The following is a 17,130-nucleotide window of genomic DNA, read 5'->3' on the forward strand; positions in this document are numbered from 1 at the left end:
GAGCCCCGCACAGATGCGGGGCTCGTGCCTTCGTGTACCGCCCAGGGCGGTCCTGGTTACTCGACGACCACGATCCGGATGTCCTCATCCGCGGCATCCGTCGGCTCGTTCACGGTGACGAACCAGTGGGTGACCTCGCCGTCGGCCAGGTCGTCCGCGATGTCATCCGTGCTGGGGAGCACCGAAAGGGCACCGGCGGTCGCCGCGGACAGGGATTCGAGGAACGCGACTCGGCCCGAGACGGCGGTGGTCAAGGTCGTCGACTCGTAATCGATGTCGTACTCCGAGCGGACCTGCTCGGCCTGTTCGAGTGCCTCGGTCTGGCTGAAGGCACGGACCGTGCCGTCGGCCGCGAGGACCACGAAGGCCGGGTGCTCCTCGGCGAGCGGGCGGACCCGATCGGCGTAGGAGACCGGATGCGATGGGGCCGTGGCCAATTCTGCCTGCACTGCCGGATCGCTCGGGACCAGCCAGTTGATCGGGCCGTCGACCGGTTCCAGCGTGATACCGAAAATGGCCCCGGCGGTGGCCATTTCGGCGGCACTCAGATCACCGGCGAACAAGCAGGCGGCACCGGCCTTCTGGATGGCCCAGACCGCGACCACCGCGTCCACCGAACGCGGCAGCGCCAGGGCCACCACATCGCCGGGCCCGGCACCGTGCGCGATCAGCACCCTGGCCAGCTGCGAGGAACGACGATCCAGCTCGTGGTAGGCGATTTCGTCGCCCTCGACCAGCAGCGCGGGCGCCTCCGGATCCGCCTCGACCACCTCGGCGAGCACCCTCGACACCGTGCGCGCACCGACCCGGCCCACCGGTTCCGGCGCTGGCGCCGTTGTCGCGATACCGGATTCGACGAGCAGGCGAGCCCGCTCATCCGCATCGAGGATATCGATATCACCGACCAGTCCGGCGGCATCGCCGACCAGCGCGTCCAGTACCCGAATCAGCCTGGTGGACAGGGTTTCCACCTCATCGGCGGTGAACCGGCTGATGAGGTACTCCAGGGTGAATTCGAGGGTGGACTCCGCGGTCACCTGCAGGGTGAGCGGGTAGTGCGTCGCACTATCCACACCGACATCGGTCACCGACATGCCATCGATCGAGCTCGCCGCGGCGATCGCCTCCCGATCGATCGGATACGACTCGAACACCAGCAGGGTGTCGAAGTGCGAGGCGATTCCGGCGGCCCGCTGGATATCGGACAGACCGACGTAGTGGTGGTCGAGCAACTCGGCCTGCTCGCGCTGCAACCGCTCGAGCTGATCGCCGATCGTCGCCCGGTCATCGATACGCACCCGCACCGGGAGCGTATTGATGAACAGACCGACCATCGACTCCACGCCGGTCAGCTCGGCGGGCCGACCCGACACCGTCGCGCCGAACACCACATCGGCTCGGCCGGTGAGCCGGCCGACCAGGATGCCCCAGGCCGCCTGCACCAGGGTGTTGACCGTAATGCCCAGTTCGGCGCAGTGCTTGGTCAGCTGACGGGTGCGGTCGGCGTCGATCCGGGTGATCAGTTTGGCGGTCTCGAAGGTTTCGGCCGTCCGCGCGGGCGCGGCCAATTCGGTCGGTTCGGTCGCACCGTCGAAGGCCTCGGCCCAGACCCGCAACGACGCGTCCTGATCGCGGGTGGCGAGCCAGTCCAGGAAGTCGCGGTAGGAGGAGACCTCCGGCAGCACCGACTGATCGCCACGAGTCGCGTAGAGCACCAACAGATCCCGCATCAGCAGCGGCATCGACCAGCCGTCGAGCAGCACGTGATGCGTGGTGATCGCCAGCGACCATTCCTCCGCGGCGGTGCGCAACAGCGTGTAGCGCACCAGCGGCGGGGCGGTCATATCGAAGCGTTCCGCGTGGTCCGCCTCGATCCGGCGCCGCAGTTCCTCGGCCCGCTCCGCCTCCGGCAGTTCGGTGAGATCCACGACGCGCCACGGCACTTCCACCCGATCGAGCACGACTTGCCGGACCTGACCGGTGGAGTCGGTGACGAATGCGGTGCGCAGATTCGGGTACCGATCCAGGATGGCCTGCGCGGCCGCGTTGAGCCGCGCCACATCCACCGTTCCGGCCAGCTGCACCACGGCCTGGATGGTGTAGACGTCCAGGGTGGCCGAGGTCATCAGCGCGTGGAAGAGCAGACCGGACTGCAGCGGCGAGACCGGCCAGACATCGTCGAGGCCCGGGTAGGTCTGTTCCCACAGCTCGATATCGGCCTGGCCCACCTGCACCAGCGGCAGATCCGACGGCGTATGGCCACCGGCGTCCGGCCGCTGCGCATGCTTCGCCAACGCGGCGAGCGCGGCGACCCACAGCTCCGCCAACTCCTGCACCCGCTCCGGCGACAGCAGCCCGACCGGGAACTCGAAGGTGGCCAGCAGCCGCGGACCATCGTCCTCGTCGCCGACGGTGACGGCGATATCGAGCGCCCCGTTCGCGGGCATCGCGGCAGCGCGCTCGGTCTTGATCGCCGCTTCCTGGTACCGGAAGCCGACCTGACCAGCCGGTGGCAGTTGCTCACCCACCCCGTCGGCTCCGCCGACTGCCATCCCCCTGAGCAGCAGCCCGTGGCCGACGCCCTGATCGGGCACCGCGAGCAGCTGTTCCTTCACCGACTTGATGACCGAACCCGCGGCAGCGCCGCCGTCGAACGCGTCGGCCAGATCGATTCCGCCCAGCGAGAGCCGGGCCGGATAGGCGGCAGTGAAAGCACCCACGGTGCGCGACAATTCGGCACCGGGGACGGCCACGCGGCCGTCACCGTCGAGCCGGATCAGCACATCCGATCCGTGTTGTGCGCCGCGCCAGCGCAGCAGCGCCATGGCCAATGCCGACAGCAGCCCGTCCGGCACGCCGCCGTGGAACCGCGTCGGCACCGTGGTGAGCAGCACCTCGGAGATATCCGTCGGCACCTCGATACGAACCCGTCGCGTCGTGGCGACGGTATCCAGCGCCGGATCGAAGGCCCGCGCGCCGAGCAGCGGATCGGGGGTGGCCGAAACCTCATGCCAGAACGGCAGTTCGGTGGCGCGGTCACCCGCCTGCTCGGTCAGGCCGTATGCCCACCGCCGCAGCGACGTGCCGACCTCCGGCAGCGCGACCTGGTCGTCCGCGAGCAGATCGAGCAGATCGCCGGTGAGGACGCCGAGCGACTTCGGATCGGCCGCGAAGCCGTGCACCACGACGAGCATGAAATTGCCGCCGTCGAGCCGGTCGGCGCTGCAGCGCACGAACTGCGCCATCACACCGTTGGCCGGATCGAGGCGATCCGCGGCGGCCGCGCGTTCGTTGTCGGCGAGCCGCATGAGCTCGTCATAGCCGTAGTCCTCGTCGAGGGTGGTATCGAGACCGACCTCGTGCACCAGTGCATCGACATCGATGGCACCGCGCTCGAGCGCCTCGAACTCCCAGCCCTCGCCCACCGGACGCAAGCGCGTGCGCAGCGCATCGTGCCGGTCGACCAGTGCGGCGATCGCCGCACGCAGCCGATCCCCGTCGAGTTCGCTCGGCAGTGCCACCGCCGCCTCGTACGAGAAGCGCTGGTATGCCGTACCGTTCGCGAGCACCGCCGTGACGCTCGGCGGCAGCGGGATCTCACCGATCCCACCGCCGGGCAGCTCGGCCATGGTCGGCTGCAGATCCGCGGTCGAGGTGGCGATCGCGGCGAGTCCGGCGACGCTGCGCCGGTCGAAGACGTCGCGCACCGAGAACACCACACCGAGCGTCTTCGCTCGCGATACCAGCTGGATCGACAGGATGCTGTTACCGCCGAGTGCGAAGAAGTCGTCGTCGGCGCCGATCCGTTCGATGCCGAGCACATCGGCGAACACACCGGCCACGATCTGCTCGACCGGGGTGACCGGCGCGCGGAAGGCGGCGTGTTCGAAGGTGGGCTGCGGCAACGCCTTTCGATCGAGTTTGCCATTCGCATTGAGTGGCAAGGCTTCGAGCTCCAGGAAGACGCTCGGCACCATGTACGACGGCAGCTCGGCGGCCAGTGCCGACTGCAGCGCATCCTTGTCGAATTCGCCGGTGATCGCCGGGACCACATAGGCGACCAGGCGGTCACCGAGCGCCGGATCGGTATGCGCGAGCACCGCTGCCGAGGCGATCGATGGCTGTCGCAGCAGGGCCGCCTCGATCTCACCGAGCTCGATGCGGAAACCACGGATCTTCACCTGGAAGTCGGTACGGCCGCGGTACTCCAGCTCACCGGCGGCATTCCAGGCCACCAGGTCACCGGTGCGGTACATCCGAGCACCGGATTCGAACGGGTCGGCCACGAACCGCTCCGCGGTGAGCTCGACCCGACCGAAGTAACCGCGCGCCAATTGCGCACCGGCCAGATACAACTCACCCGACACACCCACCGGCACCGGACGCAACCGCGAATCGAGCACGTAGACACGGCTGTTCCACTCCGGCGCACCGATCGACACCGACACGGTATCCGCATCGGTCACCTCGTGGTTGGTGATCGAGACCGCGGCCTCGGTCGGACCGTAGAGGTTGAACAGGGTGGCCGTATTCGACTCCCGGAACCGCTGCGCCGTAGCGGCGGGCAGCGCCTCACCGATGGCGAGCACCCGCCGCAACGACTCGGGCAGCTGCCCGTCCGATTCGATCAGCAGGGCATCCAGCATCGACGGCACCACATGCAAGGTGGTGACGGCGGTATCGCGCATCAGTGTGTTGAGGTAGGTCGGATCGCGATGTCCGTCGGCGTCGGCGATGACCAACCGGCCACCGCATACGGCCGCCGACCAGAACTCCCAGACCGACAGGTCGAAGGTGGCCGCGGTCTTGAGCAGCACCGCGTCATCGGCACCGAGGCCGAATTCGGCAGTCTTCCACAGCAACTGGTTGACGATCGCCGCATGCGGCACCGCCACCCCCTTGGGCCGACCGGTCGAGCCCGAGGTGAAGATCACGTACGCGGTATTCGCCGCGCGCAATGGCGCGATCCGCTCCGCATCGGCGATCGGCGCATCCGCGACATCCGCGAGCGCGTCCATCCGAACAATGTCGGTCACCGAGGTCTGGAAATCGGTGTCGGCATTGGTCACCACGCACAGTGGCCGAGCGGTCTCGAGAATGTAGTCGGTCCGCTCGCCCGCCTGATCCGGATCCAGCGGCACGTACGCGCCACCGGCCTGGGTCACCGCGTACATCGCGACCACCAGGTCCACCGAGCGGCGCAGCGCGAGCGCTACCCGTACTTCCGGTCCCACACCCAGCGAAATCAGATGCCGAGCAAGCTGGTTCACCCGGGAGCCGAGCTCGCCATACGTCAGCATCGCGTAGCGATTCGATGAGGGGTGGTGGTCGGGCGACGGGTGGGCCACGGCGGTGCCGTCGTCGCCGACCAGCGCCACCGCGTCCGGCGTGGCCGCCACGGTCCGATCCAGCAGCGATGCCAGCGTCGCGGACGAATCCACCTGGTGCGCAGTCGCATTCCAGCCGGAGACCAGTTCGCGGCGTTCGTCCGCGGCCATGATCTCGAGGTCACCGACCGCCGCGCGTGGTGCCGCGATGATCTCCGCGAGCACGCGGGCGAAACGATCGGCGAAGCCACGGACGGTATCCGCGTCGAACAGGTCGTTGGCGTAGGTGAAGTACCCGCCGATACCCGACGCGGTGCCATCCTCCGCGTAGCTGTCCGCCACGATCAGATGCAGGTCGAATTGCGAGAGCTGGGTGTCGATATCGAATCCGGCCACCGTGAGTCCGGGCAGTTCCAGCGTGGTCCGCCCCAGGTTCTGGAACGACAGACCCACCTGGAACAGCGGATGGCGCGCCTGCGACCGCACCGGGTTCAGCACCTCGACCAAACGCTCGAACGGCACATCCGCGTGTGCGAACGCCTGGATATCCGTTTCCCGCTGGCGTCCGAGCAGCTCGGTGAACGACTCATTGCGATCCAGCTGAGTACGGAATACCAAGGTATTCACGAACATGCCGATCAGATCGTCGAGCACGGCCTCACCGCGGCCTGCCATCGGGGTGCCGATCGCGATGTCATCGGTGCCCGAGAGCCGCGAGAGCAGTACCGCGAACGCGGTGTGCACCACCATGAACAGCGTCGCACCCTCGGACCTGGCCAGCGCGACCAGCGCACGGTGCGTTTCCGCGTCGATGCTCAGCTCGACCTTGCCGCCCGCGAAGGACTGTACCGCGGGACGCGGGCGATCCGAGGGCAGATCCAGCTGATCCGGCACATCGGCCAGCGCCGACTGCCAGTAGGCGATCTGCTTGGCCGCCAACGACTCCGGATCGTCCTCGCTGCCCAGCAGCTCCCGCTGCCAGATGGCGTAGTCCGCGTACTGCACCGGCAGCGGCGCCCACGTGGGGGATTCGCCGACCGAGCGGGCCGCGTACGCCGTCATCAGATCCCGCGTCAGCGGGCCCATCGACGAACCGTCACCGGCGATGTGGTGCACCACGAGCACCAGCACGAATTCGGCCGCGTCGGTGGGTGCGTCCGTCACCTGGAACAGCTCGAGCCGCACCGGCACCTCGGCGGTGACATCGAACGGCGCCGCCATCACCGCGATCACCGTGGATTCCAGCTCCGCGGTCGCGATCGGCCGCAGCTCCAGCGCCGGAACAACCTGCGCCACCGGCAGAATCACCTGCGCCGGGGCGCCCGCGGTCTCCGGGTACACCGTCCGCAGAATCTCGTGCCGGCCGATCAGATCGGCCATGGCCGCCCGCAGCGCGTCGACATCCAGCGCGCCGGTCAAGCGGACCGCGATGGGCAGGTTGTAGGCCGCCGATTCGGTGTCGAAGCGGTTCAGGAACCACATCCGCTGCTGTGCCAACGACAACGGCACCGGATCCGGCCGCGGCGCGGCAACCAGCGCCCGGCGCTCACCCACACCGGACAGCTGTTCCAACTTCACCGCAAGGGCCGCCACGGTCGGCGCCTCGAACAGCGCGCGCACCGGTACCCGCCCACCGATCGCGGCGCTGAGCCGACCGACCACCTGGGTGGCGACCAACGAGTTGCCGCCGAGGGCGAAGAAGTCGTCGTCGGCGCCGACGCGCTCGGTACCGAGCACATCGCCGAAGACGCCCGCCACGATCTCCTCCACCGGCGTTGCCGGGGCCCGGAATTCGCGACTGGTGAAGGTCGGTTCGGGCAGTGCCTTGCGGTCGAGCTTGCCGCTCGAATTCAGCGGGAAGGCGTCGAGCACGACGATGGCCGCCGGGACCATATAGGCCGGAAGCACATCCGACACCGCGGCCAGCAGCTCTCGCTGGTCGACCGACTGCTCCGGCGCGGGCACCACGTACGCCACCAACTGGTCGCCCAGCGCCGATGCGGCCACCAGTGCTGCCGCCTGGCTCACCGCGGCATGGGCGAGCAGCGCCGTCTCGATCTCGCCGAGCTCGATGCGCTGGCCGCGGAACTTGACCTGGAAGTCGGTGCGCCCCAGGTATTCCAGGCGCTGACCGGCATCCGCCGGTTCGCGCCAGACCACCAGGTCGCCGGTGCGGTACATCCGTTGGCCTTGCGCGAACGGGTTGGCCACGAAGCGATCCGAGGTCAGATCCGGCCGCGCGACGTAACCGCGGGCCAGCTGATCACCGGCCAGGTACAGCTCACCGGCGACACCGGCGGGCACCGGACGCAGCCGCGAATCCAGCACGTATACCTGGGTGTTCCACTGCGGCAAGCCGATCGGCACGGTGCGCACATCGGTGTCGCCCGCGGGCCAGTAGGTCACCGACACCGCGGCCTCCGTCGGCCCGTACAGGTTGTGCAGCACCGCATCCGAAACGGCCCGCCACGCCGTCACCGTTTCCGGCGGCAGCGCCTCACCGATCACGAACACATCCCGCAGGGTCGGGCAGGAGCCCGCTGCCAGCTGGGTGGCGAACACCGTCAGCATGGACGGCACGAAGTCGGTGACCGTAACCCCGTGTGCGGCGATCGCATCCGCGACGTAGGCCGGGTCGCGATGGCCGTCATGGGTGGCGACCACCAGCTTCGCGCCCGCGCGCAGTGGCATGAAATAGCCCCACAGCGAGACGTCGAATGTGGTGGCGGTCTTCTGCAGGTACACGTCATCCGAGCCGAGTGGGTACTGCGCGAGCATCCACTCGATCTGGTTGTTGATCGCCCCATGCGATACCGCGACGCCCTTCGGACGACCGGTCGAACCCGAGGTGAAGATCACGTAGGCCGGGTTGTCCCGGGTGACCGGACGCAGCAGCTCGGCGGGTTCGATCGGAGCGGACGAGAACCCGTCCAGCTCCAGCGAATCCAGTTCGAGCACCGGGATGTCCGCCGGGACCGGCACCGCGTCGGCCGCGGTGGTGACCACGCACGCGGGCTGGGCGGTCGCCAGGATGTGCGCGATCCGCTCCGCCGGATGATCCGGATCCAGCGGCACATACGCGCCACCGGCCGCGACGATCGCGTACATGCCGACAACCAGGTCGAGCGAGCGCCGGACGGCCAGACCGACCAGCGACTCGGCACCGACACCCTGCGAAATCAACAGGCGGGCAAGCTTGTTCACCCGCTCGTCGAATTCCCGATAGGTCAGTGTTGTTGAGGGGTGGTGGTCGGGCGACGGGTGGGCCGATTCGGCGCCTTCGTACACCACCGCTACGGCATCCGGGTGCGCCGCCGCGGCGCGCCGATAGCCGTCGAGCAGCAGTTCGGGTGCCACCGGATGCGTGGTGGCGTTCCAGCCGGCCAGCATCCGTTCCCGCTCCACCGCGGTGAGCAGTTCGAGATCGCCCACCGTCGTGCGCGGCGTAGCGATGATCTCGCCGAGCAGCCTGGAGAACCGGTCGGTGAACCCTTCGACCGTGCTCCGGTCGAACAGGTCGGTGGCGTAGGTGAATACGCCGGTGATGCCCGCGGGAGCCCCGGACTCGTCGTACAGGTCGGTGAGGATCAGGTGCAGGTCGAACTGGGACAGGCGGGTATCGAAATCCACACCGGAGACCGTGAGCTCCGGCAATTCCAAGGTGGTCTGGGCCAGGTTCTGGAACGACAGACCCACCTGGAACAGCGGATGGCGCGCCTGCGACCGCACCGGGTTCAGCACCTCGACCAAACGCTCGAACGGCACATCCGCATTCGCGAACGCCTGGATGTCGGTTTCCCGCTGCCGCCGGAGCAGATCCGCGAACGGCTCGCCCGGCTCCAGCCGGGTACGGAACACCAGGGTGTTGATGAACGTACCGATCAGATCGTTGAGCGCCGCCTCGCCCCGGCCCGCCATCGGCGTACCGATCGCGATGTCCTGCGTGCCGGAGAGCCGGGACAACAGGACGGCCAGCGCCGTGTGCACCACCATGAACAGCGTCGCACCCTCGGCCTGCGCCAGGTCGCCGAGACCGCGGTGGGTTTCGGCGTCGATGCGCACCTCGACGGTGCCACCCGCGAAGGACTGCACCGCGGGCCGCGGGCGATCCGCGGGCAGGTCCAACTGCTCCGGCAGCTCGGCCAGCGCGGTCCGCCAGTAGGCGAGCTGCTTGGACATCAGCGATTCCGAATCGTCCTCGCTGCCGAGCAGTTCGCGCTGCCAGATGCTGTAATCCGCGTACTGGACTTCCAGCGGCGCCCAGTTGGGTGCGACACCCGCCGCGCGCGCCGCGTACGCCGTCATCAGATCGCGCGTCAGCGGTCCCATCGAGGAGCCATCACCGGCGATGTGATGCACGACCATCGCGATCACGTATTCCGGAGCCGCATTCTCCGCCGAGTCAGCGGGTTCGAGCTGGAACAACCGCCCCCGCACCGGAACCTCTACGGTGACGTCGAACGGTGCCGAAATCAACTCGATCACGGCGGATTCGGCCTGGTCCAGGGTGATCGTCCGGATATCCAGCTCCGGAATCGCCTGGCCCACCGGCAGAATCAGCTGCACCGGTCCCGACTCGGTCTCCGGGTAGATGGTGCGCAACACCTCGTGCCTGCGCACCAGATCCGCGATAGCGGCGCGCAGTGCGGCCACATCGAGAGCGCCGGTCAGCCGCACCGCGATCGGGATGTTGTAGGCGGCGGACTGGGTGTCGAAGCGGTTGAGGAACCACATCCGCTGCTGCGCCAGCGACAGCGGAATATGTTCCGGCCGTGGACCGGCGATCAGCGCGTGCCGTTCGGGCCCGTCGGCCTGCTGTTCGACCCGGATCGCCAGCGCGCCGACGGTCGGCGCCTCGAACAGCAGCCGCACCGGGACGCGGACATTCAGTGCCGCGCCGAGGCGAGCCGCGACCTGGGTCGCGAGCAGCGAGTTGCCGCCCCAGGCGAAGAAGTCGTCATCCAGGCCGAGCTTTCGCGCCTGCGCTCCCGAACCGAGGTGCAGCACCTCGGCGAAGGTATTCGCGACGATCTCCTCGATCGGGGTGACCGGCGCGCGGAAGACCGCCTTCTCGAAGGTGGGCGCCGGCAATGCCTTGCGATCCAGCTTGCCGTTGGCGTTCAACGGCAGCGCATCGAGCGCGAGGAAGACCGACGGCACCATGTAGGACGGCAGTTCGGCGGCCAACGCCGATTGCAGCTGCGCGTTGTCGAGCTCACCGGATTCGAGCACCACATAGGCGACCAGCCGGTCACCCAGATTCGGGTCGGTGTGTGCGAGCACCGCGGTCGCCGAAACCTCCGGCTGTCGCAACAGGGCCGCCTCGATCTCACCGAGCTCGATGCGGAAACCACGGATCTTCACCTGGAAGTCGGTACGGCCGCGGTACTCCAGCTCACCGGCGGCATTCCAGGCCACCAGGTCACCGGTGCGGTACATCCGAGTGCCCGCCCCGAACGGGTCGGCCACGAACCGATCCGACGTCAGATCCACGCGCCCGAAGTAACCGCGCGCCAATTGCGCACCGGCCAGATACAACTCACCCGACACACCCACCGGCACCGGACGCAACCGCGAATCCAGCACGTACACCTGGCTGTTCCACTCCGGACCACCGATCGGCACCGACACCGTGTCGGCATCGGTGACGGTGTGCGCGGTGATCGACACCGCGGCCTCGGTGGGGCCGTAGAGGTTGAACAGCTCGGCCGCATTGTCCCGCCGGAAGCGCTGCGCGGTCGTCGCGGGCAGCGCCTCACCGATCGCCAGCACCCGCCGCAACGACTCCGGCAGCCGGCGACCGGATTCGGTGAGCAGCGCGTCGAGCATCGACGGCACCACATGCAGTGTCGTGACGCCGGTCGAGCGCATCAGGTCGTTGAGGTACGCGGGATCGCGGTGACCGTCGGCGTCGGCGATGACCAACCGGCCACCGCATACGGCCGCCGACCAGAACTCCCAGACCGACAGGTCGAAGGTGGCCGCGGTCTTGAGCAGCACCGCGTCATCGGCACCGAGGCCGAATTCGGCAGTCTTCCACAGCAACTGGTTGACGATCGCCGCATGCGGCACCGCCACCCCCTTGGGCTGGCCGGTGGAGCCCGAGGTGAAGATCACGTACGCGGTATTCGCCCCCGCCAGCGGCCGCAGCCGTTCACCGTCGGTGATCGGACCGTCCGCGACGCCGGACAGATCCAGCTCGTCGATCGAAAGCACCTCGGTCACGGCGCTGCCGAAAGCGTCACGGCCGGTGGTCAGCACGCAGACCGGAGCCGCGGTGCCCAGGATGTAGTCGGTGCGCTCGGCGGGCTGATCGGGATCGATCGGCACATACGCCGCACCCGATTTCGCCACCGCGTACATCGCGACCACGAGATCCACCGAACGCCGAATGGCCAGTGCCACTCGGTCCTCCGCGCCGACACCGAGGGCGATCAGATGGCGCGCCAGGCGGTTGGCGTCGGCGTCCAACTCGGCGTAGGTGAGCGTCGTGTCCTCGGCTACCAGTGCCACCGCATCCGGGCTCGCCGCCACCGTGGCGTCCAGCAGTGACACCAGCGTGGTCGAGGCGTCGATATCGAGCTCGTGCGCGGTGTCGTTCCAGGCATGCAGAATTCGCGTGTTCTCGTCCGGCGAGAGCAGATCGATCTCCCCGACCCGCACGTCGGGGTCGGCCAGTATCGCGTCGAGCACCAATTCGAAGCGGTCGGCGAAGCCCTGCACCGTCGCCTCGTCGAACAGGTCGGTGGCGTAACCGAATTCGGTGAGAATCTGGGCGGGCGTACCGTCCTCGGCGTAGCGGTCGTACAGCGTGACGTGCAGATCGGTCTTGGCCAGCTGCGAATCGAAGTTCACCGCGCTCACCGAGAGTCCGGGCAGGGTGAAGGTGGTCTCGGCCAGGTTCTGGAACGAGAGTCCGACCTGGAACAGCGGATTGCGCGCCGTGGAACGCTCCGGGTTGAGCACCTCGACCAGCCGCTCGAACGGCACATCGGCGTTCGCGAAGGCCTCCAGGTCCCGTTCGCGCACATCGGCGAGCAGGTCGACGAAGGTAGCACCGGGCTCGATGACCGTCCGGAACACCAGGGTGTTGACGAACATACCGATCAGATCGTCGAGTTCGCGTTCACCGCGACCCGCGATCGGGGTGCCGACCGCGATGTCGTCGGTACCCGACAGCCGCGCGAGCAGTACGGCCAGCGCCGCGTGCACGACCATGAACAGCGAGGCGTTCTTGGCCCGCGCCAGTTCGTGCAACCGGGCGTGCTTATCCGGTGCGATTTCGAAGCGGATCGCCTTGCCCTGGAACGACTGCGCGCGCGGGCGCGGCCGGTCGGCGGGCAGCTCCAGCTGATCGGGCATACCCGCCAGCGCGGACTGCCAGTAGGCGACCTGCTGTGCCGCAAGCGATTCCGGATCCTCCTCGGAGCCGAGCACGGCGCGCTGCCACAGCGCGTAGTCGGCGTACTGCACCGGCAGCGGCTGCCACTGCGGGATCTCGCCCTGGGCCCGTGCCACATACGCCACCATGACATCGCGGGCCAGCGGCCCCATCGACGAACCGTCGGCCGCCACATGGTGCACCGTGAACGCCAGCACATAATCCTGCTCGGCGATCCGGAACAGGGCCACCTTCAGCGGCACCTGCACGGTGACATCGAAGGTGGTGAGCGCGAATTCGATCACCGTGCGGACCAGGTCCGACTCCGGGACATCGATGACGGTCAGCTCCGGCACGGCCTGGTCGGCGGGCAGGATCACCTGGTGCGGACCACTGGCCGAACTCGGGTAGGTGGTCCGCAGCACCTCGTGCCGGGCGAATACGTCGCCGAGCGCCTGCTGCACCGCCGCCACATCCAGCGCACCGGTCAACCGCACCGCGAGCGGAATATTGTCCACGGCCGAGGTGGTGGTATCGAACTGGTTGAGGAACCAGTACCGCTGCTGCGCGGGCGAGAGCGGCACCCTGGCCGGGCGCTCCCCCGCGACCAGCCGCGGTCGGCTACGCCCGGATCCGGCATTGTGTTCGGCCTTGGTCGACAGCGCCGCGACGGTCGAGGCCTCGAACAGGTCGCGGACCGCGAGCTGGGTATCGAGTGCCGCACCGATGCGCGCGGTCACCTGGGTGGCCAGCAGCGAGTTGCCGCCGAGTTCGAAGAAATCATCGTCCAGGCCGACGCGCGCGACGCCGAGCACATCGCTGAAGACGCCCGCCACGATCTCCTCGATCGGGGTGGACGGTGCGCGGAATACCTTCGCCTCGAATACCGGCGCGGGCAGTGCCTTGCGGTCCAGCTTGCCGGAGGCGTTGAGCGGGAACGCGTCCAGGACGACGAAGGCGGTGGGCACCATGTACGCGGGCAGCTCGCCCGCGAGTTCGGCCCGGACCTGGTCGATATCGACCGTACGATCCGCCGCCGCGATCACATACCCGACCAGCTGATCGCCGAGGCGCTCATCGGAGCGGACCAGCACGGCCGCCTGCGCGATCGGCTCCAACGCGGTGAGCGCCGATTCGATCTCGCCCAGTTCGATGCGCAGACCGCGCAGCTTCACCTGGAAGTCGGTGCGGCCCAGGTATTCCAGCTCACCGGCGCCGGTCCAGGTGACGAGGTCACCGGTTCGGTACATGCGCGCGCCCGTGCCGAACGGGTTGGCGACGAAGCGATCCGCGGTGAGATCCGGACGCGCCACATAGCCGCGCGCCAACTGCTCGCCCGCGAGGTACAGCTCACCGGCGACACCGACGGGGACCGGGTGCAGCCGCGAATCCAGCACGTACACCTGGGTGTTGAATACCGGAGCGCCGATCGGGACCGAAACGGTATCGGCGTCGGTCACCTCGTGATAGGTGACGTCGACCGCGGCCTCGGTCGGACCGTACAGGTTGTGCAGCCAGACACCGGTCAGCTCGCGCAACCGCTGTGCGGTCACCGCGGGCAGCGCCTCACCGGAGGCGAAGACATTGCGCAGGTCGAAGCATTCGCCCGCGCGGTCGTCGGCCACGAAGACCGACAGCATGGACGGCACGAAGTGCACCGTGGTGACCTGCTCGTCGGCAATGATGCGCACCAGGTAGGCCGGATCGCGATGGCCGTCCGGCTTCGCGATGACCAGACGCGCGCCGACCTGCAGCGGCCACCAGAATTCCCATACCGATACGTCGAAGGTGGCGGGGGTCTTCTGCAGCACCACATCGCCGCGATCCAGCCCGTATTCGGCCTGCATCCACACCAGGCGGTTCACGATCGCGGCATGGCTGACCGCCACACCCTTCGGCCGACCGGTCGAACCCGAGGTGAAGATCACGTACGCGGTATTCGACGGCCGCAGCGGCGCAAGGCGTTCCGCATCGATCAACGGCTCGCCGGAGTATGCCGAGAGATCCAGCGCCGCGATGTCCAGCGCCGTCGTGGTGCCCGCGTCGAACTCGTCGGCGGCGGTGGTCAGCACGCAGACCGGCTGCGCGGTGTCCAGCACGTACCGGGTCCGCTCGGCCGGATGATCCGGATCCAGCGGCACATACGCGCCACCGGCCACGCTCACCGCGTACATGCCGATCACCAGCTCGAAGGATCGACGCATGCCGAGCGCGACCATCGAATCGGGTCCGACACCCAGCGAAACCAGGTGCCGGGCCAGGCGGTTCACCCGTGCGGTGAACTCACCGTAGGACAGACTCGTCCCCTCGAACGTGAGCGCGGTCGCCTGCGGGCTCCGGGCCGCCTGCTCCTCGAACATCGAGACCAGCGTGGCCTGGGCATCGACGACATATGATGTCTCGTTCCACTTTTCGAGCACCTTGTTGCGCTCGCCGGCATCGAGCAGATCGACATCACCGACCGCGACAGCCGGATCCGCGACCACCGCATGCAGCAGCCGGACCAGGCGCTGCGCGACACCGGCGATCGTCTTCGCGTCGAACATATCCGTCGCGTAGGCGAATTCGGCGGTCATACCGTCCGTGTGCCCGGCCGCGTCGAGCCGGTCCGCGAGGTTCAGATGCAGATCGAACTTCGCGGTCACCACATCGAGCGGTACCCCGGCCACCTCGAGACCCGGCAGTTCGAACGATGCCTCACCGGTGTTCTGGAACGACAGCATCACCTGGAACAGCGGATGCCGGGCCTGCGAACGAGCCGGGTTGAGGATGTCGACCAGGCGCTCGAACGGCAGGTCGGCGTGGCCGAAGGCGGCCAGATCGGTTTCCCGTGCCCGCGCGACCAAATCGGTGAAGGACGCGCCCGCATCGACCTGCGTGCGCAGCACGAGCGTATTGACGAACATGCCGATCGCATCGTCGAGCACGGCCTCACCACGACCCGCGATCGCGGTGCCCATGGCGATATCGTCGCTGCCGGAAAGGCGCGCGAGCAGTGCCGCGAACGCCGCGTGCACGACCATGAACAGGCTCGCGCCGTTCGCGCGGGCCAGGGCGTTGAGCTCGGCCAGCAACTGCGCGTCGATGCCGAATTCGTAGACATCACCGCGGTTGGACGCGACGGCCGGACGCGAGCGATCCGACGGCAGATCCAACTGATCGGGCAGTCCGGCCAGATTCCGAGACCAGTACGCGACCTGCTGGGCGATCAGCGATTCCGGATCGTCCTCGGAGCCGAGGGTGTCGCGCTGCCAGAGCGCGAAATCGGCGTACTGCACCGGCAGCGGCGCCCAGGCGGGCGATTCGCCGCGGGTGCGGGCCGAGTAGGCGACCATCACATCGCGCGCCAGCGGACGCACCGACCAGCCGTCACCGGAGATGTGGTGCACCACCAGGACCAGCACGTGGGTATCGGGCAGTGAGCCGTCCATCGACGCCTCGAGCCGGAACAGCTTGGCGCGCACCGGAACGTCGGCGGTCACATCGAAGCCGGTCAACACCAGTTCACTGATGCGATCACGAATATCGGCCTCGGACACCACGAGCGGGGTCAGGTCGAGGTGGACTTGACCGGTGGGCAGGACGACCTGCACGCCGTGGCCGTCGGCGGTCTCCGGGTAGACGGTGCGCAGCACCTCGTGCCGGTCCATCACATCGGCGACGGCCATGCGCAGCGCATCGGTGTCGAGTGCGCCGGTGAGCCGGACCGCCAGCGGAATGTTGTTGACGGCGGTCTGGTTGTCGAAGCGGTTGAGGAACCACATCCGCTGCTGGGCCAGCGAGAGCGGAATCTGTTCCGGCCGTGGCCCGGCCGTCAGTTCCCGACGCCCGCCACTGCCCTGCTGGCCCTCCATCCGCGCGGCGAGCGCGGCCACATTCGGCGCCTCGAACAGCATCCGCACCGGAACGCGGGTGTCGAGTGCGGCGCCGAGGCGCGCGACCACCTGGGTGGCGATCAGCGAGTTGCCGCCGAGGTCGAAGAAGTCGTCGTCCAAACCGATCGGACGCGCGCCGTCCGCGGTCGACAGACCGAGCACCTGGGCGAAGACATCGGCCACGATCTCTTCGATCGGGGTCGACGGTGCCCGGAATTCCTTGGCCTCGAAGGTGGGTTCGGGCAGCGCGCGGCGATCCAGTTTGCCGTTCGGGTTCAGCGGCATGGCGTCGAGCACCATGAGCGCCGCCGGGACCATGTACGACGGCAGTTGCGCGCTCAGGTGTGTGCGCAGTACGTCGATGTCGACGGTGGCGCCGTTCGCGGGCACCACATAGCCGACCAGCTGATCGCCGGTCCTGGCATCCGAACGCACCAGTGCCACCGCCTGCGCCACCGAATCGTGCGCGGTGAGCGCGGTTTCGATCTCCCCCAGCTCGATGCGCAGACCACGCAGCTTCACCTGGAAGTCGGTGCGGCCGAGGTAC

Annotated in this window: 1 protein-coding gene; it reads right to left on the reverse strand. The window is 68.2% G+C overall.

The genetic code is table 11. The features are described 5' to 3' along the window. Nucleotides 1-56 precede the first annotated feature (56 nt). A partial coding sequence (locus AB0L58_RS33395; protein WP_364393195.1) for a non-ribosomal peptide synthase/polyketide synthase occupies nucleotides 57-17,130 on the reverse strand: 17,074 nt, incomplete at its 5' end.

Origin of the sequence: Nocardia sp. NPDC052112 (assembly GCF_040680135.1) — a bacterium.
In the GTDB taxonomy this organism is placed as follows: Bacteria; Actinomycetota; Actinomycetes; order Mycobacteriales; family Mycobacteriaceae; genus Nocardia.